The organism is Massilia norwichensis (assembly GCF_024753245.1).
In the GTDB taxonomy this organism is placed as follows: domain Bacteria; phylum Pseudomonadota; class Gammaproteobacteria; order Burkholderiales; family Burkholderiaceae_D; genus Telluria; species Telluria norwichensis.
The window spans coordinates 70,389-94,795 of record NZ_JANUGX010000026.1; the positions used below are offsets into that span (position 1 = coordinate 70,389).

The window sequence follows — 24,407 nt, forward strand, 5'->3', positions numbered from 1 at the left end:
GAGTCGATGGAGACATCGAGCCTAACACGAGCCGGTCCATACGCGCATCAGGGATATTCCGCCTGCGCGGGACCGACGTGGAACGACGTCTTAACTATTGAAGCCCTTCCCCTCCGCCGCCAGACGCTGCAGCAGCGCCGCCGGCGCCCAGGCTTCGCCGTGATAGCCGCGCGCATACTTCGCCATCGCTTCCAGCACCTTCGGCAGGCCCACGGTATCGGCATAGAACATCGGGCCGCCGCGGTAGAGCGGGAAGCCGTAGCCGGTCAGGTAGACCATGTCGATGTCGGAGGCGCGCAGCGCGATGCCCTCTTCCAGAATCTTCGCGCCCTCGTTGACCAGGGCGTAGACCAGGCGTTCGACGATTTCTTCGTCCGGGATCGTACGGCGCTCGATGCCCAGATCCTTCGAATGCTGGACGATCATGTCGTGGACCAGCTGCGACGGATGCGGGGTGCGGTCGCCCGCCTGGTAGTCGTACCAGCCGGCGCCGGTCTTCTGGCCGAAGCGGCCCTGCTCGCACAGCAGGTCGGCGGTCTTCGAATAGGCCACCTCCGGCATCTCGACGTAGCGGCGCTTGCGGATGTACCAGCCGATATCGTTGCCGGCCAGGTCGCCCATGCGGAACGGACCCATGGCGAAGCCGAATTTCTCGATGGCCTGGTCGACCTGCTGCGGCAGCGCGCCTTCGTCCAGCAGGAAGCCGGCCTGGCGGATGTACTGTTCGACCATGCGGTTGCCGATGAAGCCGTCGCACACGCCCGACACCACGCCCGTCTTCTTGAGCTTCTTCGACAGCGCCAGCGCGGTGGCCAGCACGTGGATGCCGGTCTCGTGGCCGCGCACGATCTCCAGCAGCTTCATCACGTTGGCCGGGCTGAAGAAATGCAGGCCGATCACGTCGTGCGGACGGCTGGTGAAGGCCGCGATTTTATTCAGGTCGAGCGTCGAGGTGTTCGAGGCCAGGATCGCGCCCGGGCGCATGACTTCGTCGAGCTTGCGGAACACGGTCTCCTTGACACCCATGTCCTCGAACACGGCCTCGATTACGATGTCGGCCTGGGCGATGTCCTGGTAGTCCAAGGTGCCTTTCACCAGGGCGATGCGCTGTTCGGCCTTTTCCGGCGTCAGCTTGCCCTTCTTGACCGTGTTCTCGTAGTTCTTGCGGATCGTCGCCAGGCCCTTGTCCAGTGCTTCCTGCTTGGTCTCCAGGATGGTGACCGGGATGCCGGCGTTCGCGAAGTTCATCGCGATGCCGCCGCCCATGGTGCCGGCGCCGACTACCGCGGCGGTCTTGATCTCGCGGGTGGCGGTATCGGCCGGAACGTCGGGGATCTTGCTCGCGGCGCGCTCGGCAAAGAAAGCGTGGCGCAGCGCCTTCGATTCCACGGTCTGGGTCAGGTGGATGAAGCGCTCGCGCTCGAACTTGCAGCCTTCGTCGAACGGCAGGTTGACGGCGGCGGCGATGGTCTCGATGCACTCGAGCGGCGCCGGGAAGCCGGCGGAAACCGCCCTCACCTTCGCACGGGCCGCATCCAGCACAGCCGCCGCATTCGCGTGTTCGACCTTGCGCTCGCGGACCTTGGGCAGCGGACACACATCGGCAATCCTGTTGGCGAAATCGACGCTTGCCGCCACCAGGTCGGTCCCGGCCGGGAACACTTCGTCGAACAGCGTACCCGCAAATTTTTCCGACGGCACCGGACTGCCCGAGACGATCATCTCGAGCGCGGCTTCCAGGCCGATCACGCGCGGCAGACGCTGGGTGCCGCCGGCGCCCGGCAGCAGGCCGAGCTTCACTTCCGGCAGTGCAATCTGCGCGCCCGGCACCGCAACGCGGTAGGCGCAGCCCAGCGCCAGCTCCAGGCCGCCGCCCATGCACACGCTGTGGATCGCGGCGACCACCGGCTTGGACAGGCCTTCGGCGGTGCGGATCAGGGTGTGCAGGGTCGGTTCGGTCAGCGCTTTCGGCGAATTGAATTCGCGGATGTCGGCGCCGCCCGAAAAGGCCTTGCCGGCGCCGGTGATGACGACCGCCTTCACCGCGGGATCAGCTTCGGCGCGCTGCAGCGCCTCGACGGCCGCGGTGCGCGTGGCCAGGCCGAGGCCGTTGACCGGCGGGTTGTTCAGCGTAATGACGGCGACATGGTTCTGGACCTGGTAATCGGCGCTCATGGGTCTCCTTTAGGAATGAATATAGGTATGTTGAAACGTCGACATACACTATAAGCCATAAAAGTACGGTCGTGTTATTTCACGCCTGGCGTCGCGTACAACAGGAAGCACACGCCGTCTTCATCCGGCGCCAGCAGGCGCTCGAAGCGCAGGCCGATCTTTTCCAGGACGCGGCCGGATGCCGGATTGTCCGGGTGGACGGTACCGACGACGCGCCGGATGCCGTGTGCACGCCGCCCATCGCGCATCAGCGCTGTTGCGCTCTCGGTGGCGTAAGCCTTGCCCCAGCAGTCCGGCAGGAAGCGGTAACCGATGTCGACTTCGCCCAACTCGACGACATGCTTGAAGCCGCAGAAGCCGACCAGGCGCCCGCTCGCCTTTTCGATGACGGCCAGGCGTCCGAAACCGTAGTGCTCGTAGTCCTGGAGCGGACGGGTGCGCAGCAGTTCGCGCGCCTCTTCAATCGAGCCGGCCGGGGTGTCGCCGGTGTAGCGGATGATCTCCGGCAGCGAAATCAACGGCAGCCAGGCCTCGGCATCGTCGATCGTGAAGGGGCGCAGGACCAGCCGCTCGGTCTCGATCGATTTCGGCAACGGCAGCTTCGCCTCCCATTCAGGATGCGCGGCCCGATCCTGCTCGATCTGGCGCTCGCTGCTGGCGCGAAGAATCACGCCGGGCCACCTCAAATCCCGGCGCACCCAGTCGCGCAGCTCCTCGTTCGCCAGGCCGGCCAGCGCGGCGTCGACCAACGCATCGGCCTCCGCGCCCCGCCCCAGGCCACGCAGGATAGCGGCGCGCAGGCGCACGTCCTTCGCGAAGTTCGCCAGCTCGGCAGCCAGGCGGACGGCGCTACGCGGCGGCGGGAACAGCGGCGAGCTTTGCGCCAACTCGTTCAGATGCGCAAGCATGCCCATCGGATCCGGCAGGTAGCGCTCGCCCAGCGTGAAATCGCCCGCCTCCACCACGGCCGGCAAGGCCAGGAAGGCATCGCGCCGCGCCTGCTCGGGGAACAGGGCATCGAGCCGGGCGAACACCGCGCTGGTCGAATGCGGGTCTTTCAGCGTCTCGTTCATGTCGGCGATCAGCGAAAAGCGCGACGGCGGGCCGAACCAGCTCGAACGCGGCTGCCCGTAGGTCAGCTCGCCGGCCAGCAGGCGGTGCACCTGCACATCCCGCGCCTCAAGCAGCGCCGCCCGCGCCGGCGCATATTCCTCGGCCAGGAAGCGCCATTCCAGCATCGGCAGAAAAACGCCGATATGCCGCGCCGGGTCGCTGGACACCACGCGCGCGAAGGCGGCCAGCAGATGGCGCAGCGCATCGTCGTAACGCCCTTCCTCCCTGGCGCGGATCGCCTGCTCGACGACCGCCTCCCCGAGGCTCCAGGTCTCCTGCGCCGTGCTGGCGTCGCCGGCGCCGGCCCGAATGCCGCTCACGTTTTCGTTATCCGTCACAATAAATCAATCCTGTGCAATGTGGATCTTCGCCTTTACATGCTTCAGGCTGGCCACGATGGTGAAGGTCATGATCACCAGCAGCGACCACGAACTCCATTTACTGATGTGTACGACCGACCACGCACCCAATTGGTTCGGGTAGCGCCACACACCCCAGAAGGTGCCGATGTTCTCGGCCATCCAGATGAAGAAGCCGGTCAGCACGAAGCCCAGCATCAGCGGCATGCGGCGGTCGCGGTCCAGCGGCCGGAACACCACCGTGGTGCGCGAGTACAGGCCGAGCGCGCAGGCGGCCAGGTACCAGCGGTAGTCGCCAATGTAGTGGTGGGTAAAGAAGTTCACGTAGATCAGCACCGCGATCGTGGTCGCCATCCAGTACGGCGGATGGTGGCGCACGCGCAGGTCGAGCAGGCGCCAGGCCTGCACGATGTAGCTGCCGATGGCCGCGTACATGAAGCCGGAGAACAGCGGCACGCCGAATACCTTGGTGTAGCCGAAGTCCGGGTAGCTCCAGGACTGGATGTTCCCCGACACCTTGAAGGCTTCGAGCGCGAAGCCGACCGCGTGGAACAGGCAGACCGCCTTCAGCTCGTCCCAGGTTTCGAGCTTCACGCGCACCATCCACAGCTGGATCGCCACCGCCACCACCAGCAGCAGGTCGTAGCGCGGGATGCCGGCGATACCGGCGCGCGGCATCAGGAAGATCGCGGCGAAGAACAGGCCGACGAACAGGCAGGCCCGTGCCTCCTTGATGCCGAACCAGAGGAATTCGACCACGCCGCGGCGCAGGCCGGCCAGCGCGCGCGGGCGGTCGTTCATCAGGAAGCTGTCGATTGCGGAGAGCATGGGACTCGGCCTCGATCGTGGAAGCTCAGGCGCGTGCGCGCTTGCGGTAGCGGGACGGCGTTTCGCCCACCAGTTTGCGGAAGTCGGCGCTGAAATGGGCCTGGTCGAAGTAGCCCAGCGCCTGGGCCAGCGCGGCCAGGTCCGATTCCTCGCCGTTCGCCAGGCGGTCGGCCGCTTCGTGCAGGCGGAAGCGCCGGATCGTCCACTTCGGGCTGACGCCGACGTACTCGCCGAACAGCTGCTGCAGGCTGCGCACGCCCATCCCCGCGTCCTGAGCCAACTGCTCGACCTGGGTCAGGCCCGGCGTCGTCTCGGCCATGCGCAGGATCGCGGCGATGCGCTCGACCTGCGGATCGGGCGCCGGCAGCAGAGGCTCGAGCAGGCGGCCGGCAGCCAGCATCATCGCCGTATCGTCGGGCGTATCCAGCACCGCGCGCTGGGCTGCTCCCTCATCCCATGGGAAGACTTCGGACAGCGCCAGCACCTGGTCGGAAATCGACTGCAGCGGCCGGCCGAGGATGGCGCGGAAGGCGCCGGGCCGGAAGCGCAGCCCGCACACCTTGCCGCGCCCTTTGAGTTCATAGTCGAAGGCGCCGGTCGGCACGCCCCAGATGCCGCTGCGCGCGCTGTCGAACACCAGGTGCACGCAGGGATACGGGAGCGTGCGCTGGACGTAAGGCGGCTGGCTGCCGAGGTCCCATTCCACGATCCAGAAGTGGTCGAGAAAGGCCGCCAGCCTGCCTGCCGGCAGGTAGCGCTCCATGCGGAACATCTTGCGCGCGTGCGCGGGCGCGACCACGCCCTTGGGGCGGTCCTGGACGGTGGCGGGTGTGCTCATCGGCTGGCTTTCGAATTGTTCTGCACGATTCTAGCATTCGCTTTTTTACAAGACGACAATATTCGGCGTCCGTATGCTGGGCGTCCCAACTGCCAACGAGGACGCCATGCACTCCGCCATCACCCTGTTCCACGCTCCCCAGTCCCGCTCGGGCGCGACCCGCATCCTGCTCGAGGAGCTGGGTGTGCCCTACACGCTGGAAGCCGTCAACCTGAAGGCCGGCGAGACGCGCACGCCGCGCTACCTGGCCACCAACCCGATGGGCAAGGTGCCTGCCATCTTGCACGGCGACGCCATGGTCACCGAGCAGGCCGCGATCATGATCTACCTGGCCGACCTGTTCCCGCAAGCCGGCCTGGCGCCCGCCCTCGACGACCCGCTGCGCGGCCCCTACCTGCGATGGATGGCCTTCTACGGCGCCTGCTTCGAACCGGCGCTGATCGACCAGGCGCTCAAGCGCGAGCCGGCGCCGCCCTCGATGTCCCCGTACGGCGACTACGACACCATGCTGTCCACCCTCGCCGCCCAGTTGCGCGCCGGCCCCTGGATGCTGGGCGAACGCTTCACGGCGCTCGACGTCCTGTGGGGCTATGCGCTGGGCTGGACCACCGCCTTCAAGCTGGTGCCCGAGCTGCCCGAGATCGCCGGTCTGATTGCGCGCCTGAACGCGCGCCCGGCCGCGCAGCGGGTCGCGGCCATGGATGCGGCGCTTGCGGCGGCGCAGGCGTCTTGAGACTCAGCTTGAGACTCAGCTTGAGACTCAGCTTGAGACTCAGGCATGCGGCTCACAGCGGCGCGCCGGTCGGCTGCCCGGCCTCGCCCGCGGCCAGGGGTTCGCGCTCGGCGCGCGGCTGCAGCACCATCAGCGACAGCAGCGCCGGGAGGCCCAGCAGCAGGCTGGCCAGGCACCAGGCCAGGCGCGCGCGCGGGGCAAGCCGGGCGCGGTGCGTCCACCATGACGCCAGCAGGCAGGAGACCAGCGCCAGCACGATCGTCGCCGTCCACACCGACGCTGGGCGCGGCAGCAGCAGCGGCGCGAAGCGGCTGGCGCCGTGGTCGGGCACCAGGCCCTTCTCGATCAGCATCTCGGGCAGGCTGACCACCGCGTACAGCAGCGGCGACACCCACCAGTCGCGGTGTTCGAACAGCGCCGGGAAATCGTGGGCCAGTTCGCGCCGCCCGACTTCGGTCACCCGCCCCGCCGCATCGACCAGATAACTGACCTGGGGCGCCGCGGCGACGCCCTCGTTGCGGCGGTAGCCGGCAATGAAACTGAGCAGGGTGCCGTCCGCCACCTCGGCCGCTTCGACCCGTTCGAGGTCGCCGAAAGGCACCGGCAGGTTCACGGTGGCGAGCGGCGCCGGCTGGCCGCCGCTGTCCTGCAGCAGCACCACGCGGCGGTTGGTCAGCAGCGCGGTGCGCCCACCCAGCATGGCGATGCCGCCGCCCAGCTGCTCCGCACCGTCGACGTGCAACAGGTGGCGCAGGTGCAGGTCACGTTGACCGATCTGGTAGATGTCGTGCGCGTTGACCAGGTAGCCGTTGCGGCGGTTATCGCCCACCGGCGTCGGCTGCGAATCGAAGGGCGTGGCGTCGCCGGGGCCGCCGGCGCCCATCCAGCCGGTGGCCGTGGCCAGGCGCAGGTGCCGGCCGCGGTACAGCATGCGGTCGTGGCTGAAGCTCCAGGCGCGCTGCTGGTCGTCGTAGAACATGCTGCCGGCGCGCGAGGACACGGGATTGCGGACCGCGTACTGGCGCACGCGCGGGCCGAGCGAGGCGACGCTGCGCGGTTCGAGGCCGGCGCGCCAGTCGGCAGCACGCGGGTCGGCGCTGCCGGCCAGGCCGGCCAGCACGGCTTCGCGCCCATCGAAGCGGCGGGCTTCCACCAGCCCGCCCGGCACCGCATGGCTGGCCGACAGCAGATGCACGCCCAGCATCATCTGCCCGATCTGGAACACCATCGACCCAGCCCACAGCAGCGCAATATAAAAGCTCAGCTGCAGCGGCACGGCCGAGGCGACGGTGGCCACCGCGTCGTCGGCGGTATAGCGGTTCGGCCGGAACACCGTATACACCAGGAACAGCAGCACTGCATTGCAGGCCAGCGCCAGCGCCAGCACGGCGCCCCAGCTGGCCAGGTGCATGGTCGTCAGGATCGGCAGCACCAGGATCACGAAGGCCCAGCGGCTGCGGTGCAGCATGATGTAGGCGCCGGCCAGCCAGCTCGACGCCACCGACAGCGCCAGGTAGGCGACGCCGGCATAATGGCGCGCGTCGACCACGCGCTGCGTGAAATGGCCCTGCAGACCGAGGACGATCAGCGGCGGCAGCGCCATCGCCAGTGCGATCAGCACGATCGATGCGAGGGCGATGCCGGCCAGGATCTGCGCGCGGTGCAGCGGCCGGTGCTGCAGCCAGATCCAGCGGCTCGGCTGGCGGTAGCTGCCGAACTGGTACAGCCCGAAGCCCAGCCCGGACAGCGAATACAGCAGCAGCAGCGCGATATGCAGCTCCATGCGCTCGTTGGCGATATCGACCATCTGGTTCGCCACCGTGACCAGCACCAGGCTGGCGGCGAAATAGATGGCGGCGGCGTTGCGGAAGCGGCGCAGCTCGGAAAGGAATAATTCGATCATCGTCGGTCCTCAGGCCGCGCGCCGGGCGCCGGCATGTCCATGGGAGAGAAAAGCGTTGACGGCGCGGTCCAGGCCCAGCGGCATGGATTGCACGCGGCGCGCACCCAGCAGCTTGAGGCGCGCCTCGAAGCCGGCGCCGTCCTGCTGGTCGAAGGTCACGACATGGGTCAGGCCATCGAGCTGCTGCACCTGCAGCACGCCGGGCAGGTCGCGCAGCTCGGGCGCCTTGAACGGGAACTCCACCACCCACAGCTGCACCCGGCCGCAGAAGTCGTCCGGCCCGCTCATATAGCGCAGCTGGCCGCGCTCCAGGATCACCAGGTTGTCGGCGACCCGCTCGATCTCGTCCATCTGGTGCGAGCAGTAGACGATGGTCGAGCCGTCGTCGATACTGGCCTGCAGCATCGCCTCCAGGAAGGCGCGCTTGGCGACCACGTCCAGGCCCAGGGTCGGTTCGTCCAGGATCAGCAGTTCCGGCCCCTGGGCCAGCGCCAGCGCCAGGTTCAGGCCGGCCCGTTCGCCGCGCGAGAGCTGGACTACGCGCTGGTCCGGCAGCACGTTGAAGTGCGACAGCACCTCCTCGTAGCGCGCATCGTTCCAGAGCCCGCCGCCGGCCTGCGTGTAATGGCGCTGCTGCATGCGCATCAGCTCGCGCACCCGCATCCAGCCGGGCAGCGTGTGCTCTTCGTTGACGAAGCCGATGCGTCCGCGCAGCGCCGGCGTGAGCCGGCGGCAGTCGTGGCCCAGCACCCGCGCCGATCCTGCGCTGGGCGGCTCGAAGCCGAGCAGCACCCGGAACAGCGAGGATTTGCCGGCCCCGTTGGCGCCGACGAAGGCGTGGATGCCGCCGCGCGGCAGGCGCAGGCTCAGGCGGTCGAGCGCCAGCTTGCCCTTGTAACGCAGGCACAGGCCGTCGGTGTCGATGACGTAGTCGCTCATGCGGTTTTCTTGCTTGAATAGTGGGACAACTCGCCCGCGACGCGGTCGAGAATGGTGTCGCTGGGGTAGTCGAGGCCGATGACGTCGCCGACGAAGCGGTCGACGGCATCCGTGAGGCGCCGCTCGCGCTCGGCATCCGACAGGCGCTGGCGCTGCTCGGCCACGAACAGGCCCAGCCCGGCGCGCGACAGCAGCCAGCCCTCCGCCGTCAGTTCGGCATACGCCTTGGCCACCGTGTTCGGATTGACCGACAGCTGTTGCGCCAGGCCGCGCACGCTGGGCAGCGCATCGCCGGGCTGGAGTTCGCCGCCGGCCACCAGGCGCTTGATGCCGTCGCCGATCTGGCGGATGATGGGCCGCGGATCGCCGGTGACGATCTGCAGCATCAGGGGAGCACGTCGATGCATGAGAACCTCGCTGTACTAGAACAGATAGTACAGTAGCATCCCAAAACCGAGTGGTCAATCAGTTAATTGCTTGCTATAGTAATCAGGACGGCGACTCCCTCAATCAGATCGTGCATCCCGCCACGGAAGGCTTGATTCGATGAATACGCGTCCCACTCCTTCAGCGCGCCTGCGCCTGTTGTTCGGCCTGGCGGCATTGGCAATGCTGGCCGGCCCGGAGCCGGCATCGGCCCAGGCACCGGAGGCGTCCTGGCCGGCACTGCAGCAAGCCTGGTTCTCCGGCAAGACAATGGAACCGGCACCCTTCATTCACCTGTCCGCACCCACCCGCGCCCCCAGCGGCGACCAGGTGCCGTTCGCCTTCAGCATCGACCACCCGATGACGGCGGCGCGCTACATCAAGACGGTCAGCGTGTTCGTCGACGGCAATCCGGTGCCGCTGACCGCGGCCTTCCACTTCACACCGCAGAGCGGCAAGGCCGAAATCGCCACCCGCATTCGGCTCGAATCGGACTCACCGGTGCATGTGGTCGCGGAATCGAATGACGGCAGGCTGTACGTGAACAGCGTGATCGTGAAGGCCTCGGGCGGCTGCAGCGGCCCGGCGGTCGGCGAGGATGCGGCGGCGCGCGCGGCCGCGGGCCGCATGAAGCTGGCGCTCGACGGCCCCTTCAAGCGGGGCGAGCTGAATCGCGCGACGCTGCTGGTCAGGCACCCGATGAATACCGGCATGCAGCGCGACCCGGCCACCCACGGCTTCCGGCCGGCCTATTTCATCGACAAGGTCAGCGTCACCTACAACGGCAAGCCGGTGCTGAGCGCGGACACCGCGATCGGCGTCAGCGAGAACCCGTCGATCCGCTTCGGCTTCGTCGCCGACCAGCCCGGCGCCCTGCAGGTGCTGGTGCACGACAACGAGGGCGGCAGCTTCCGGCAGGCCATGGACGTCGGAGGCTAGGTGCGGCGCCTGCTCGGCAGTCTCCTCCTGCTGGCCGCCGCCCATCTTGGCGCGGCGCCGCGCCAGGAGCCGCCTCAGGTGCGTCTACAGTTGCGCCAGGTGGCGCCGGGTGTCTATGTACACCTTGGCCAGCACAAGGATTTCGAGGACGGCTACGACGGCGATATCGCCAATATCGGCTTCGTGGTCGGAAGGGATGCGGTCGCGGTTGTCGACACCGGCGGCGCGTACGCGGTCGGCGCGGCCCTGAAGGCGGCGCTGCGCGCCGTTACCTCCCTCCCGGTGCGCTACGTGATCGACACCCATGGCCATCCCGACCACGTGTTCGGCAATGCCGCCTTCGCCGATGCGAATGACGCCGGGGCCGGCCCGCCGCCGCAGTTCATCGGCCACGCCGGCCTGCCCGCGATGCTTGCGGCACGTGGCGACAGCTACCTGCGCCAGCTGAAGCAGCAGCTGGGCGCCGCCGCCGAGCGCAGCGCCCTGATCGCGCCGACCCGCACCGTGCAGGACCGCCTGACGCTCGACCTGGGCGGACGCAAGCTGGAACTGCGGGCCTGGCCGAAAGCCCATACGAACAGCGACCTGACGGTGTTCGACCCCGAAACGCGTACGCTGTGGAGCGGCGACCTGCTCTTCATCGAGCGCACGCCTTCGCTCGACGGCGATGCCGAAGGCTGGCTCGCCGCCATGGATGCACTCGACCGGCTGCCCGCCGCCCTCACCATCCCCGGCCACGGCCCGGTCACGCGCGACAAAGGGGCGGCGCTGGCCAGGCAGCGCGCCTACCTGACGGCCCTGCTGCGCGACGTCAGAGCCGGCATCCGCCAGGGCGCCGACATGACATCGACGATGGCCACCGCGGCTGCGGGCGAACGTACGCGCTGGCAGCTGTTCGACGCCGTCAACCGGCGCAACGTCAACTTCCTTTACCCGGTGCTGGAATGGGAGTGAGCATGCGCAGGCGGCGTTTTCTCGAACTGGCCCTGGCCGCTTCCACGCTGCCGGGCTGGCCGGCCATGGCAGCGCCAGGGACCAGAACCAGCCTGGGGCGCGTCGTGGTGCTCGGCGCCGGCTATGGCGGCGCGACCGCCGCCAAGTATGTGCGCATGCTGAGCGGCGGGCACATCGAGGTCATTCTCGTCGAGAGGAACCCGCAATTCATCTCCTGCCCGGTCAGCAACCGCGTGCTGGCCGGCCAGCGCACGCTGGCGCAGCTCAGCTTCGGCTACGGCGCGCTGCAGCGGCACCATGGCGTCAAATTCGTGCGGGGCAGCGTGACGGCCATCGACGCCGAGCGCTCCCGGCTGGTGCTGGCGGACCGCAAACTGGCCTACGACCGCCTGATCGTCGCGCCCGGCATCGACTTCATCTACGATGCTTTTCCGGCGCTGGCCACGGCGCAGGAGCGGATTCCGCACGCCTGGAAAGCCGGGCCGCAGACCCGCAACCTGCAGCGCCAGCTGCTGGCGATGCCGGGTGGCGGCGTGTTCACGATCGTCGTGCCGCCCCAGCCCTACCGTTGTCCGCCCGCGCCCTACGAGCGCGCCTGCCAGGTGGCCTGGTACCTGAAAACCCACAAGCCGCGCTCGAAAGTCATCGTGCTCGACGCGAACCCGGTGATCACCTCGAAGCGCGTGCTGTTCGAACGGGCCTGGCGCGAACTCTATCCGGGCATGATCGAGTACGTGCCGGGCAGCGAGCTGCGCGAGGTCGACGTCGCCACCCGGACCGTCAGGACCGGCTTCGATACGGTGAGCTCAAACGTGCTGAACATCATCCCGCCACAGCGCGCCGGGCGGATCGCGCTGGACAGCGGCCTGGCGAATGTGGAGCGGCGCTGGTGCGAAGTCGATTTCCTGACTTACGCGTCGAGCGTGCTGCCGCGCGTGCACGTGATCGGCGATCCGATCGAATCCGGCCTACCGAAATCCGCGCACATGGCCAATGCCCAGGCCAAGATCTGCGCGGCGGCGGTCGTGGCCCTGATGCGCGGCGAGGCACCGGCGCCGGCGCCGGCCTTCGCCAATACCTGCTACAGCTTCATCGATGACCACCAGGCGATGCACATCTCGACGCTGTACCGCTACGATCCGGCCAGGCTGGCCATGCAGGCCGAGGGCAGCGGCATCCTGTCCGATCATGCTTCGATCGAGGAAGGCGCGGATGCCGATGCCTGGGCGCGCCAGATCTGGCGCGATACGCTCGATTGATCAGACGCCCGGCAAGCGGTGCGCCCGGTACTGCTCGCGCAGCTTGTTTTTCTGGATCTTGCCGGTGCCGCCGATCGGCAGGCTGTCCACGAACACGACGTCGTCCGGCATCCAGAACTTCGCGATCTTCCCTTCGAAGAAGCCGAGCAGCTCTTCGCGGGTCACTTCCGCACCCGGCCGGCGCACCACCAGCAGCAGCGGCCGCTCGTCCCATTTCGGATGCGCCACGCCGATGCAGGCCGCCTGCAACACCGCCGGGTGCGATACCGCGATGTTCTCCAGGTCGATCGAACCGATCCACTCGCCGCCGGACTTGATCACGTCCTTGCTGCGGTCGGTGATCTGCATGAAGCCGTCCGGGTCGATGGTGGCGACGTCGCCGGTCGGGAACCAGCCGTCCTGCAGCACATCCCCACCCTCGTCCCTGAAATAGCTGGCGACGATCCAGGGTCCCTTCACCAGCAGGTGGCCGAAACTGTGACCGTCCCAGGGCAGCTCGACACCATCGTCGTCGACGATTTTCATGTCGACGCCGTAGATCGCGTGCCCCTGCTTCTGCAGGATCTTGCGCTGCTCTTCCCTGGGCAGATTGCGGTGCTTGGCCAGCAGGCCGCCGGTGGTACCGAGCGGCGACATCTCGGTCATGCCCCAACCGTGGATCACCTGCACGTCGAACTTGTCGATCAGGGTGTCCATCATCGCCGGCGGGCAGGCCGAGCCGCCGATCACGGTACGGCGGAAGGTCGAGAATTGCAGCCCGTTCTGCAGTGCGTAATTGATCAGACCCAGCCACACGGTCGGCACCCCGGCCGAGAAGGTCACGCCCTCCTCCTCGAACAATTCATACAGCGACTTGCCGTCCAGTGCCGCGCCGGGGAAGACGATCTTCGCGCCCGACAGCAGACCCGAATACGGCAGACCCCAGGCGTTCACATGGAACATCGGCACCACTGGCAGCACAGTGTCGATGGCGCTGACGTTGAGCACGTTCGGCATCGCCGAGGCGTACGCATGCAGCACGGTCGAGCGGTGCGAGTACAGCGCGCCCTTCGGATTGCCGGTCGTGCCCGAGGTGTAGCACAGCGAAGCGGCGGCGTTCTCGTCGAAGTCGGGCCAGGTGTAGGCGCCGTCGGCGGCCTCGATCAGCTCTTCGTAGCACAGCAGGTTGGCGATCCTGGTGGTGGCCGGCATATGCGCGCGGTCGCTCATCAGCACGAAGCCCTTGACGGTCGGGCAATGCGCGGCGATGCCTTCCACCAGCGGCAGGAAAGTCAGGTCGAAGAACAGATACTGGTCTTCGGCATGGTTGACGATGTAGGCGATCTGCTCCGGATGCAGGCGCGGATTGATGGTATGCAGCACCGCGCCCGAGCCCGACACGCCGTAATACAGTTCGAGATGGCGGTAGCCGTTCCAGGCCAGCGTGCCGACGCGCTCGCCCATGGCGACGCCGCGGTCCTGCAGTGCCTGGGCGAGGCGGCGGGCACGCGCTTCGCAGTCGCGGTAGGTGTAGCGGTGCAGCGCGGGCAGGTCGGGCTCGATGCGCCGCGACACGATCTCGCTGCTGCCGTAATGGCGCGCGGCAAAGCGGATGATGCTCGACACGGAGAGCGGCTGGCTCATCATCTGCCCCATGACGGGGCTCTGCGGATAGGTCTGCATCGGGTCTCCTCGGTTGATGTTGTCGAGTTTGAAACGAGCGTGCGGAAAGCGTCAAGGGATTTAGATGCTGCAACGCATCAAGCGCCGGGACCACTTCGTTACCGAATGTAACGCGCGTGGGCGCCTGGCAAGCGTGCCCATAGAATCGCGCGGCCTGGGTTAGAATCGCGACAAGCGATGCTCGCCCCACACGATAAGAGGAACCGCCATTAGCGCTGACGACCTGCCTTTCGACAATTCCTTCGCTGAATTGCCGCCCGCGTTTTACACGCGCCTGATGCCGACGCCCCTGCCCGCGCCCTACTTTGTCGCGGCCAGCAGCAAGGCCGCGTCCCTGGTCGGGCTCGATCCCGCGCTGCTGAGCCAGCCGGACTTCGTCGAGGTTTTCAGCGGCAACCACGTGCCGCCGCGCTCCCAGCCGCTGTCCGCCGTGTACTCCGGCCACCAGTTCGGCCACTGGGCGGGCCAGCTCGGCGACGGCCGCGCCATCCTGCTGGGCCAGCTGAACGGCCCCCACGGTCCGATGGAGCTGCAACTGAAAGGCGCCGGCATGACGCCCTATTCGCGCATGGGCGACGGCCGCGCTGTGCTGCGCTCGTCTATCCGCGAATTCCTGTGCTCGGAAGCCATGGCCGCGCTCGGCGTCCCGACGACCCGCGCCCTGATGCTGACCGGCTCGAACCAGCAGGTGATCCGCGAAACCATCGAGAGCGCCGCCGTGGTCACCCGCATGGCGCCTTCTTTCGTGCGCTTCGGTTCCTTCGAGCACTGGCATTACCGCGGCAAGCAGGAAGAGCTGCGCATCCTCGCCGATTACGTGATCCGCGACTTCTACCCGGAATTGCAGTCGGCCGAGAATCCTTACCTGGAGCTGCTGACCGAAGTCACGCGCCGCACCGCGCGCATGATCGCGCACTGGCAGGCGGTCGGCTTCATGCATGGCGTGATGAACACCGACAATATGTCCATCCTCGGCATCACGCTCGACTATGGCCCCTTCGGCTTCATGGAAGCCTTCGACGTCGACCACATCTGCAACCACACCGACCAGGGCGGCCGTTACTCGTACGCGAACCAGGTGCCGGTCGGCCACTGGAACTGCTATGCCCTCGCCAACGCCCTGCTGCCGCTGATCCAGGACAAGGAAGCGGCCGAGGCTGCGCTGGACGGCTATATCGAGGCCTACGGCGACAAGTTCGACGAACTGGTGCACGCCAAGCTGGGCTTGAGCACCAGCCAGGAGGGCGACCGCGCCCTGTTCGACGCCATGTTCAAGCTGATGCACGAGAACCATGTCGACTTCACGCTGTTCTTCCGCCGCCTGGGCGAACTGCGCCTGGACGTGATGGACCACGACCGCAACGAAGCCGACGCCCCGCTGCGCGACCTCTTCCTCGACCGCCCCGGCTTCGACGCCTGGGCCGTGGAGTACCGCGCCCGCCTGCGCCAGGAAGGCAGTAGCGATGCCAGCCGGCGCGAGGCCATGCACCGCGTCAATCCGAAGTACGTGCTGCGCAACTATCTGGCCCAGACGGCGATCGAAAAGGCGCAGAACGGCGATTACACCGAGGTGAGCAAGCTGCTCGCCATCCTGGAACGCCCCTACGACGAGCAGCCCGAGAACGAAGCCTACGCGGCCCTGCCGCCGGACTGGGCTTCGCACCTCGAAGTGAGCTGCTCTTCCTGATTCAACCTGAACATTGATCATCATGACTGAAAAAGTGACCAAGACCGACGCCGAATGGCGCGCCCAGCTCGACCCCATCGAATACCAGGTGACCCGCCACGCGGCCACCGAACGCGCCTTCACCGGCAAGTTCTGGGACCACCACGAGCATGGCATCTATCACTGCGTATGCTGCGACACCCCGCTGTTCGAATCCGACGCCAAGTTCGAATCCGGCTGCGGCTGGCCCAGCTATTTCCGCGCGCTGGACCCGGACAACGTGATCGAAAAGGTCGACCGCAGCCACGGCATGGTGCGCACCGAGATCATTTGCGCAGTCTGCGATGCGCACCTGGGTCACGTGTTCCCGGACGGCCCGCCGCCGACCGGCCTGCGTTATTGCATCAATTCGGCCGCAATGCGCTTCGAACCGGCATAATCACGTTTTATCCACCGTCCGCACACGCACACGCACACGCATGAAATTCCTGTTCGACCTGTTCCCGGTCATCCTCTTCTTCGCCGTCTTCAAGCTGGCCGACGGCAACCAGGAGGCCGCGCACGCCTTTGCCGTCCAATACATGGGCGGTCTGATCGCCGGCGGCAACGTCACCCCGGCCCAATCGCCGATCATGCTGGCCACCGCGGTCGGCATCGTTGCCACGGTGCTGCAGATCCTCTACCTGCTGGCCCGCGGCCGCAAGGTCGACGGCATGCTGTGGCTGTCGCTGGGCGTGATCACCGTGACCGGCGGCGCCACCATCTATTTCCACGACGAGAACTTCATCAAATGGAAGCCGACCATCCTGTACTGGGCCTTCGCGCTGGCCTTGTTCGTGGCCCAGGTGCTGTTCCGCAATAACCTGGTACGCAAAGTCATGGAAGCCCAGATCAAGCTGCCGGAGGCGGTCTGGGCCAAGGTCGGCTATGCCTGGATGAGCTTCTTCGCCCTGGTCGGCGTGCTGAACCTGGTCATGGCCTTCATCGTGTTCAAGGGCAATACCGGCGCCTGGGTCAGCTTCAAGCTGTTCGGCGTCACCGGCATCTTCTTCGCCTTCATCGTGATCCAGACCCTGATGCTGTCCAAGCACATTCAGGAAACCGAGCAGGGGGACGCATGAGCGCCGCACGCGTCGAACAAATCCGCACCCTGCTGCAGGGTGCATTGCGCCCGGTCCAGCTCGAGGTCAACGACGATTCCCACCTGCACGTCGGCCATGCCGGCGCGGCCTCCGGCGGGGGGCATTACTCGCTGAAAATCGTTTCGGACCGCTTCGAAGGGCTGAGGCTCGTCATGCGTCATCGGCTGGTGTATGATGCCGTGCAAGGTATGATGCATACCGACATTCACGCTCTGGCGATCACCGCGATTGCACCATCGGAACTGTCGTAAGCCCGCAGCCTTCAGGAAGTCTTAAGTAATCTGTTCGAAAATCTGCTACGTATTACAAGAACTAATCCAATCTCGTCCAAGCAACCCCCTCACAGGAACCACCATGACTTTTAAGCCAGCACGGCTGCTGTTAGCCCTGATCGCTATCGCCGCGTCTTTCGCAACTTCGTCCTCGTTCGCCCAGAACCTCGCCGTCGTCAACGGCAAGGCCATCCCGTCTTCGCGCGCCGACCAGATGGTCAAGGCCGTCGTCGCCCAGGGCCAGGCCACCGATTCGCCGCAGCTGCGCGAAGCGATCAAGAAAGACCTGATCGCGCGTGAAGTGATGATGCAGGAAGCGATCAAGCAGGGCTACGACAAGAATCCGGAAGTCAAGCAGGCGCTGGAGAACGCCCGCCAGACCATCGTGATCAACGCCCTGGCCAAGGACTACGTGACCAAGCACCCGGTCAGCGACGCCGAGATCAAGGCCGAGTACGACCGCTTCACCAAGCAGACCGGCGACAAGGAATACCACGTGCGCCACATCCTGGTGGAAAACGAAGCCGACGCCAACGCCATCATCGCCAAGATCAAGGGCGGCGCCAAGTTCGAAGACCTGGCCAAGCAGTCGAAGGACACCGGCACCGCCAACAACGGCGGCGACCTGGATTGGGCTAGCCCGTCGTCCTTCCCGCCCGAGTTCGCAGCCGGCTTCACCGGCCTGCAAAAAGGCCAGGTGACCGAGAAGCCGGTCAAGACCCAGGTCGGCTACCACGTCATCAAGCTGGATGACGTCCGCCAGGCGAAACTGCCGTCGCTGGATGAGGTCAAACCGCAGATCGCCGACGCCCTGACCCAGCAGAAGCTGGCCTCCTACCAAGAGGAAATGGTCAAAAAGGCAAAGGTGCAGTAAGATGTTGCATCACCGGCGGCCGCAGGTCCGCCGGTTTTCGTCGCCCAGCGACTTTTGTGTTTAGATAGGATCGAATAAATGATTGTGAAGCCAGCCCGCCTGTTGTTAGCCATGACCGCGATGGTAGCCCTGCCGTCGTTCGCACAAAACGTCGCGACCGTGAATGGCAAGCCCATCCCTGCGGCGAAGGTCGACCAGGTCGTCAAGCAAGTCGTTGCCCAGGGCAAGGCCACCGATTCGCCGCAGCTGCGCGAGGCGATCAAGCGCGACCTCATCGGCCGCGAAGTCCTGATCCAGGAAGCCGACAAGCAAGGCATCGGCGGCCGCCCGGAAGTCAAGAACGCGATCGACAATGCCCGCCAGAGCATCATCATCAATGCGATGCTGGCTGACTACATCAAGAAGAACCCGGTCAAGGACGCGGACATCACCGCCGAGTACAACAAGTTCAAGACCCAGTTCGGCGACAAGGAATACCACGCTCGCCACATCCTGGTCGGTACCGAAGACGAAGCCAAGGCCATCATCGCCAAGCTGAAGGGCGGCGCCAAGTTCGAAGACCTGGCCAAGCAGTCGAAAGACCCGGGTTCGGCCGGCAACGGCGGCGATCTGGACTGGGCAAGCCCGGCTTCCTTCGTCCCCGAGTTCTCGAAAGCCATGACCTCGCTGGGCAAGGGCCAGATCACCGAAACCCCGGTGAAGACCCAGTACGGCTACCACGTCATCAAGCTGGAAGATACCCGTGCCGCCAAGATCCCGCCGCTGGAAGAAGTCAAGCAGCAGGTCGGCGAGCAACTGCAACAGCGTAAGCTGGCAGCCTTCCGCGAAGAGCTGATGAAGAAGGCCAAGATCCAGTAATCGGATCTGGCTGTTGAAGAAAGCGCTCCAGTCGGAGCGCTTTTTTTATCAAGCTGTACATCCACTTTCCGGCCAGCTTTCTCCATGCCATCCCGCCGCGGCCGCACGCTGCCGCTCCGCCACCTGCTGGTCATGCTGACCGCGATCGGCCTGCTTCCGCTCGCCCTGCTGGGAATCTGGAGCATCCACGTCGCCAGCGAATACCGCCAGCGCGAGCAGGAGCGCGCCTTGCTGGACCAGGCGCGCGCGCTCTCCAGCGCGGTCGACGCCGAGCTCGACGCCTCGGTGGCGACGCTGTCGGGCATCGCGCGCAGCCCGGCACTGATGGCCGGCGACATCCGCGCTTTCTACGAGTTTGCCCGCCTCCAGGCTCGGGGCCAGCCCGAGTGGCTGGCGGTGTTCCTGGCCGACCAGGACGGCACCACCCTGTTCCGCACCAATGCCCCCTTCGGTGCCGAGCCGCCGCCTTCCGCCGATCCCGACAGCCTGCGCCAGGCGCTCAGCCTGCACCGCGCCGTGGTCGGCCGCATCGCCCGCGGCAAGGGCGGCCGCGCGGCGGTACCGGTCCGCATTCCCGTCACCGACAGCCACGGCCGCAATTACGTGCTGAGCGCCGTGCTCAAGCCCGACCGCATCCTGCGTGTGATCGAGCGCCAGCAGGCGCCTTCGGACTCGCTGATCGCCGTGATCGATGCCACCGGCCACATCGTCGCGCGCTCGAAGAACCAGGACCGCTTCGTCACCCAGCCCATCACGACGACCCTGCGCGGCCTGCTGGCGGCCGGCGGCCGCGAGGGCGCCGGGCCGACCCTGACCAAGGAAGGCGACGCCGTCACCACCGCCTACAGCAGCATGTCGCGCTACGGCTGGACGGTGGTGGCGAACACCCCGACCGCCGCGCTGCGGGCCGGCTTCTTCGAAGGCATCGCCGTGTACGGCACCGGCATCGTGCTGTCGCTGGCGATCTGCATCGCGCTGGCCTACTGGCTGTCGAACCGCATCGTGCGCGCCTTCAACGAACTGCGCCGCGCCGCCGCCGCGGTGGGCGCCGGCCGTCCCTTTGCCGTACCGCACTCGCGCATCCGCGAGCTCGGCCGCATGGGCCGCGCGCTCGAAGCCGCCGGACGCCAGCGCACGCGCCGCGAGCAGGAACGCGCCAAGCTGCTCGCCTCGCTGGAGGAAGCACTGGCGCGGGCCCATGAGGCCGGCCAGGCCAAGGACGAGTTCCTGGCGGTGCTGGGCCACGAACTGCGCAACCCGCTCAGCCCCATCGTCGCCTCCCTCGACCTGATGGACATGCGCGACGAACCGGGCGCGCGTCGCGAGCGCACCATCATGCGGCGCCAGGTCACCCACCTCAAGCGCCTGGTCGACGATTTGCTCGACGTCTCGCGCATCGCCTCCGGCAAGCTGCAGCTCGAATTGCGCCCGCTGAACCTGGCCGATACCGTACGCCATGCCCTCGCCGCCCTGCCCGGCGACGCCATCGCCCTGCAGGCCCCGGCCGCGGCCTGGATCGAAGGCGACGACAGCCGCCTGGTGCAGGTGCTGAACAATCTGCTGTCGAACGCGGCGCGCTTCGGCAGCACCGCCACCAGCGTGACCCTCAGCGTCGACGAAGCCGCCGGCCTGGCCCGCCTGAGCGTGCAGGACAATGGCATCGGCATGGATGCCGCCCTGCTGTCGCGCGTGTTCGAACCCTTTTACCAGGCGCCGCAGCAGCTGGCACGCCGCACCGGCGGTCTCGGCCTCGGCCTGGCCATCGTGCGCAAGATCGTCGAACTGCACGGCGGCAGCGTCAGCGCCCACAGCGACGGCCCCGGCCGGGGCAGCCGCTTCGAGGTCACGCTGCCGCTCGCCGCCGTACGGTCGGCCCCTCCGGATGCCGCCGCAGCGCCGGCCCAGACACCGCGCCGCGTCCTGCTGGTCGACGACAACGAAGACGCCGCCGCCGGCACCGCCAGCCTGCTCGGGCTGATGGGCCACACGGTAACGACGGCCCACAACGCGGCCCAGGCCCTCGCCGCCGCGCGCACCCAGGCGCCGGAAGTCGCGATCCTCGACATCGGCCTGCCGGACATGGACGGCTACGCCCTCGCCGTCCTGCTGCGCCGCCAGCACGGCGCCGCACTGCGCCTGGTGGCCCTGTCCGGCTATGGCCAGCAGGCTGACCTCGCGCGCGCCGCACAGGCCGGCTTCGACCTGCACCTGACCAAGCCGGCCAGCCTCGACGACCTGCAACGCGCGCTGGCCGCGCCTAGCCTGCCTGCGGCTGCGCAGCCGAGCCGCTCTCCAGCGCCTTGAGCGCCTTTTCCAGCGCCCGGATCTTCAGGCGCATGGCGCCAAGATTGCGCACCAGCGCCGCGCTGCGCTCCCACTCCGCGTTGGTCGCAATCGGATAAAAGCCGGTATAGCGCCCCGGTTCGGCAATCGAGTTCGCCACCAGGGTGCCGGCCGTGATGTGCACGTGGTCGGCGATCTCGATGTGCCCATTCACCATGGCCGCGCCGCCGAAGGTGCAGTGGCGGCCGATGATGGCGCTGCCGGCCACGCCCACGCAGCCGGCCATCGCCGTGTGGGCGCCGATATGGCAGTTGTGGCCGATCTGGATCTGGTTGTCGAGCTTGACCCCATCCTCGATGACGGTGTCGTCGAGGGCGCCGCGGTCGACCGTGGTGTTGGCGCCGATGTCGACGTCGTCGCCGATCACCACCCGCCCGATCTGCGGGATCTTGATGTAGACGCCCTTGTCCTCGGCAAAGCCGAAGCCGTCGCCGCCGATCACGGCGCCGGAATGGACGATGCCGCGCGCGCCGATCGTGCAGCGCGCGTGGAAGCTCACATTGGCAAAGAAATGGGTGTCCTTGCCGACCACCGCCTCGCGACCGACAAAGCAGCCGGCATCGATCACCGCACCGGCCTGGATCAGCGCGCCTTCCTCGATTGTCACCTGCGGACCGATGTGAACCGATGGGTCCACCCGCGCGCCGGGGTGCACGGCGGCGCTCGGGTGGATGCCGGGCGCAGGCTTCGACGCACCCAGCAAGAACTGCGCGGTGCGGGCGAAATAGGCGTAGGGATTGGCGGTGACGATGCGCGCGCCCGCGTAGCTGGCCGCGACTTCGGCATCGTCCTGCGGCGCCAGGATCAAGGCCGCGGCCCGGCTGCGCGCCGCCTTCGCACGCAGCCTGCTGTGGCCGAGGAAGCTGATGTCGGCCGGTCCGGCGCGTTCGAGCGGGGCGATCGCCGCGATCGCGATATCGGGATCGCCCTGCAATTGTCCGCCAAAGCGTTCGACCAGCTCGCCTAGCCGCGTTTCCATGCCGTCGTCCTCCGCGCTTGCTCATGTCCGGTTTGGACACGGCCGGCGCGCGTACGGTTCGGCAGCGTTGCTTGCGGACGCTCAGTGGCACGGGCCAGAAAAGGCCGGATGGACGAAATATCGGCTTTTACGGCAGGGCCCCGGCCCGCCCAGGGACCGGGGCGCCTGTCTTACTTCATCGTATAGCTCTGCTGGGCAGTGTCGACGGCGAAATTACGCGCCGTATCCCAGTAGGTGAAGCTGTAGCGCACCACGTCGCCGATCTTCAGGCCGCCGGCAATATAGGTGTTGGTCGTGCCGTCCAGGCGCATGCGCACGTTCTGCTGTGCGCCGTTGTTGACGGTGTAGTGCACGTCGGCCCAGCTGCCGGTGGTGGTATTGAACTGCAGGGTCGTGCTCGAGGTCTGGGTGACGGAGGTCGGACCGCTCTGCGACGGCGGCGGATTCGTGGTCGTGGTGCCGGAATCGTAGACGATGTCGTCGAGTGCGAACTGGAAGGTCGAGGCCGGCAGGCTGCCGTCGATGCTTGAGATCATGAAGACATCCAGCAGGGATTGCAGCGCCACCTTGCTGCCGATCAGCGTCGAGACCGGGATACTGCCCTGGGCCCAGTCGCCGTTGCGCACCAGGCCGTAGGCCGTGGTGTTGGCCGGGAAGTTGACCCAGTTCTGGTTGGTGTAGGTGTCGCCGACGCCGATCTTGAAGGCGACGTTGGCCGGGATCTTGATGCGGAATTTCAGTGATCCGTTACGATAATTCGTCAGGTCGCGTGCCTGGCGCGCCTGCACGCCGCCGCCGAACCACTGATTCGGCGCGGTGTAGGCCCAGGCGATCACGTTGCTGCCTTCATACGGCGGCGTGTTGCCGGCGCCGCTGGAAGCGCCATTCCACAGGAAGATATCGGAACTGGTACCGGCGACCAGCTTGGCATTGGTCGCCGTGTTGTCGGTGAAGACGCCGAACTTGCCGGCGACCTCGGGCACGGTCTGGTTGCCCACCTTCACGCTGCCCTTGCCGTCGAGCTGGTAGACGCGCACATAGTCGACGTACATGGTGGCCGGCAGCGGCGCCGTCACCTGCGAGGCGTTCGCCGCATCGGTGAAGTTTCCGCCCACGGCCAGGTTCAGCAACATGTAAAACGGCGCCTGCAGCGCGGTCGAATTGACCGGCAGCGGCGCGTTGTACATGTCGCGCTCGACGCCGTTGTCGATGATGGTGAAGCGCATCTCGCTTTCGGTCCAGTACAGGCGGTACTTGACGAAGCGGTTGGCCAGCGAAGTCGGCGTCACGACATAGCTCTTGGTCTGCCAGGCGGTCGAGGCGGCACAGCTCTCGTTGCCCGGCACGCAGGCGGCCTGCTGCCAGGTGATCACGTTCGAGCCGACGAAGTTGTTCGGCGACGAAGCACCGGCCGTCTGCCAGCTCGCCGCCTTGTGGCCCTGCTCCATGATGTCGATCTCGCCATTGCGCGGCCAGGTCTGCGGGCTGGTGCCCAGCAGCCAGGCCGCCGGCCACAGACCGGTCTGGACGTTCGGTGCGGCCATGCGGATCTCGATCATCCCGTACTGGACCTGCACCTTGTTCTTGCTGTCGATTTTGCCGGATGTAAAAACATTGCTGCCGATGGTCTGGCGCAGGGCCTTGATCGCCAGCGCACGCGTGCCGGCCTCGAAGGGCACATCCACGATCGAGAGATTGTTCGGGCTGTAGTACTCCAGCTCGGCATTGCCGTAGCCGCACAGATTGATCTGGCAGCCGTTGCCGTCGCTGGCGGTCCAGGTCGCGGTGTTCAGTGTTGAGTCATTGAATTCCTCGGACCAGATCATCTGACCGATCTGCGGACTGGTGACGCTGGCGCCGGCCTGGGCGCCGCACGCGAGCAGCAGGCCAGCCGTGATGGCATGGAAAGGTTTCCAGTTCGCGCTCCGTTTTTGTTTATCGTTATACACTTCGACTCCTCGTTTTCTCTGCTAAGAAAATGCGGACTGGCCGAGATGGCTGCCCGCGCCTCGCCAGCTTGGGGTGACTTGACCCTCGTGCTGGTCTCGAATGATTCGTGCGGAAGTTGGCGATGGAAACGTTTCCAGTGCAATGCAGAAAAATATATACCTGAGTTTGGTGGGCGTCAAATCTTATCGTGCGCAG

At 66.7% G+C, this 24,407-nt stretch carries 21 protein-coding genes; 11 read left to right on the forward strand and 10 right to left on the reverse strand.

All coding sequences use genetic code 11. The features are described 5' to 3' along the window. Window positions 1-90: 90 nt before the first annotated feature. The 4 genes from NX782_RS19660 to NX782_RS19675 form a co-directional block, all read right to left on the reverse strand. A complete protein-coding gene (locus tag NX782_RS19660) occupies window positions 91-2,175 on the reverse strand; it encodes a 3-hydroxyacyl-CoA dehydrogenase NAD-binding domain-containing protein (protein ID WP_258847179.1) in 2,085 nt (694 codons plus the stop codon). 74 nt (window positions 2,176-2,249) lie between these two features. Next, complete coding sequence (locus NX782_RS19665; RefSeq protein ID WP_258847180.1) at window positions 2,250-3,608, reverse strand: GNAT family N-acetyltransferase; 1,359 nt, start codon at window positions 3,606-3,608, stop codon at window positions 2,250-2,252. A gap of 24 nt (window positions 3,609-3,632) precedes the next feature. Continuing rightward, window positions 3,633-4,475, reverse strand: coding sequence for a DUF817 domain-containing protein (locus NX782_RS19670; RefSeq protein ID WP_258847181.1), 843 nt, complete (start codon window positions 4,473-4,475; stop codon window positions 3,633-3,635). Window positions 4,476-4,500: 25 nt separating this feature from the next. After that, a complete protein-coding gene (locus NX782_RS19675) occupies window positions 4,501-5,313 on the reverse strand; it encodes a helix-turn-helix domain-containing protein (protein WP_258847182.1) in 813 nt (270 codons plus the stop codon). Window positions 5,314-5,419: 106 nt separating this feature from the next. On the opposite strand from NX782_RS19675, the gene NX782_RS19680 reads away from it, so the two are divergent. Continuing rightward, window positions 5,420-6,046 (forward strand): glutathione S-transferase family protein, encoded by a 627-nt coding sequence (locus NX782_RS19680; protein ID WP_258847183.1) that lies wholly within the window; start codon window positions 5,420-5,422, stop codon window positions 6,044-6,046. A gap of 52 nt (window positions 6,047-6,098) precedes the next feature. Here the strand turns inward: NX782_RS19680 and NX782_RS19685 are convergent, their stop codons facing one another. Genes NX782_RS19685 through NX782_RS19695 form a run of 3 tightly spaced genes read right to left on the reverse strand, consistent with a single transcriptional unit; the run spans window position 6,099 to window position 9,295 of the window. Then, the gene (locus tag NX782_RS19685) at window positions 6,099-7,949 is read right to left on the reverse strand and encodes a hypothetical protein (protein WP_258847184.1); all 1,851 of its coding nucleotides are present in this window, start codon (window positions 7,947-7,949) and stop codon (window positions 6,099-6,101) included. A gap of 9 nt (window positions 7,950-7,958) precedes the next feature. Continuing rightward, on the reverse strand, window positions 7,959-8,888 hold the full coding sequence (locus NX782_RS19690; RefSeq protein ID WP_258847185.1) for an ABC transporter ATP-binding protein: 930 nt from the start codon (window positions 8,886-8,888) through the stop codon (window positions 7,959-7,961). Next, window positions 8,885-9,295, reverse strand: a complete 411-nt coding sequence (locus tag NX782_RS19695; protein WP_258847186.1) for a GntR family transcriptional regulator — start codon at window positions 9,293-9,295, stop codon at window positions 8,885-8,887. The genes NX782_RS19690 and NX782_RS19695 overlap by 4 nt, the downstream gene beginning before the upstream one ends. A 139-nt stretch (window positions 9,296-9,434) precedes the next feature. Here NX782_RS19695 and NX782_RS19700 point away from each other — a divergent pair, with 139 nt between their 5' ends. The 3 genes from NX782_RS19700 to NX782_RS19710 are packed head-to-tail and all read left to right on the forward strand — an operon-like array spanning window position 9,435 to window position 12,466. Beyond that, window positions 9,435-10,253, forward strand: a complete 819-nt coding sequence (locus NX782_RS19700) for a quinoprotein dehydrogenase-associated SoxYZ-like carrier (protein ID WP_258847187.1) — start codon at window positions 9,435-9,437, stop codon at window positions 10,251-10,253. After that, window positions 10,254-11,207: a quinoprotein relay system zinc metallohydrolase 2 gene (locus NX782_RS19705; RefSeq protein WP_258847188.1), complete on the forward strand. Its 954-nt coding sequence runs from the start codon at window positions 10,254-10,256 to the stop codon at window positions 11,205-11,207. 2 nt (window positions 11,208-11,209) lie between these two features. Then, window positions 11,210-12,466: an FCSD flavin-binding domain-containing protein gene (locus NX782_RS19710; protein ID WP_258847204.1), complete on the forward strand. Its 1,257-nt coding sequence runs from the start codon at window positions 11,210-11,212 to the stop codon at window positions 12,464-12,466. Here the strand turns inward: NX782_RS19710 and NX782_RS19715 are convergent, their stop codons facing one another. Then, complete coding sequence (locus tag NX782_RS19715; protein WP_258847189.1) at window positions 12,467-14,128, reverse strand: 3-(methylthio)propionyl-CoA ligase; 1,662 nt, start codon at window positions 14,126-14,128, stop codon at window positions 12,467-12,469. It abuts the gene before it with no gap. Between the two features lie 193 nt (window positions 14,129-14,321). Between NX782_RS19715 and NX782_RS19720 the strand changes: the two genes are divergently transcribed. The 7 genes from NX782_RS19720 (at window position 14,322) to NX782_RS19750 (ending at window position 21,244) form a co-directional block, all read left to right on the forward strand. After that, window positions 14,322-15,815, forward strand: a complete 1,494-nt coding sequence (locus tag NX782_RS19720) for a protein adenylyltransferase SelO (RefSeq protein WP_441295308.1) — start codon at window positions 14,322-14,324, stop codon at window positions 15,813-15,815. A 22-nt stretch (window positions 15,816-15,837) separates the two neighbouring features. Next, the gene (gene msrB, locus NX782_RS19725) at window positions 15,838-16,233 is read left to right on the forward strand and encodes a peptide-methionine (R)-S-oxide reductase MsrB (protein WP_258847190.1); all 396 of its coding nucleotides are present in this window, start codon (window positions 15,838-15,840) and stop codon (window positions 16,231-16,233) included. A gap of 40 nt (window positions 16,234-16,273) precedes the next feature. Continuing rightward, complete coding sequence (locus NX782_RS19730; protein ID WP_258847191.1) at window positions 16,274-16,915, forward strand: septation protein A; 642 nt, start codon at window positions 16,274-16,276, stop codon at window positions 16,913-16,915. After that, window positions 16,912-17,187 carry a BolA family protein gene (locus NX782_RS19735; RefSeq protein WP_258847192.1) on the forward strand — a complete coding sequence of 92 codons (276 nt, stop codon included), beginning with the start codon at window positions 16,912-16,914 and terminating at the stop codon, window positions 17,185-17,187. The genes NX782_RS19730 and NX782_RS19735 overlap by 4 nt, the downstream gene beginning before the upstream one ends. Before the next feature lie 103 nt (window positions 17,188-17,290). Then, window positions 17,291-18,082: a peptidylprolyl isomerase gene (locus NX782_RS19740; protein WP_258847193.1), complete on the forward strand. Its 792-nt coding sequence runs from the start codon at window positions 17,291-17,293 to the stop codon at window positions 18,080-18,082. Window positions 18,083-18,160: 78 nt separating this feature from the next. Continuing rightward, complete coding sequence (locus NX782_RS19745) at window positions 18,161-18,940, forward strand: peptidylprolyl isomerase (RefSeq protein WP_258847194.1); 780 nt, start codon at window positions 18,161-18,163, stop codon at window positions 18,938-18,940. A gap of 84 nt (window positions 18,941-19,024) precedes the next feature. After that, window positions 19,025-21,244, forward strand: coding sequence for a hybrid sensor histidine kinase/response regulator (locus NX782_RS19750; protein WP_258847195.1), 2,220 nt, complete (start codon window positions 19,025-19,027; stop codon window positions 21,242-21,244). Here the strand turns inward: NX782_RS19750 and lpxD are convergent. Both lpxD and NX782_RS19760 read right to left on the reverse strand, forming a co-directional pair. After that, window positions 21,198-22,262 (reverse strand): UDP-3-O-(3-hydroxymyristoyl)glucosamine N-acyltransferase, encoded by a 1,065-nt coding sequence (lpxD, locus tag NX782_RS19755; protein WP_258847196.1) that lies wholly within the window; start codon window positions 22,260-22,262, stop codon window positions 21,198-21,200. The genes NX782_RS19750 and lpxD overlap by 47 nt on opposite strands. Window positions 22,263-22,432: 170 nt before the next feature. Beyond that, window positions 22,433-24,211 (reverse strand): glycoside hydrolase family 16 protein, encoded by a 1,779-nt coding sequence (locus NX782_RS19760; protein ID WP_258847197.1) that lies wholly within the window; start codon window positions 24,209-24,211, stop codon window positions 22,433-22,435. Between the last annotated feature and the right edge of the window lie 196 nt (window positions 24,212-24,407).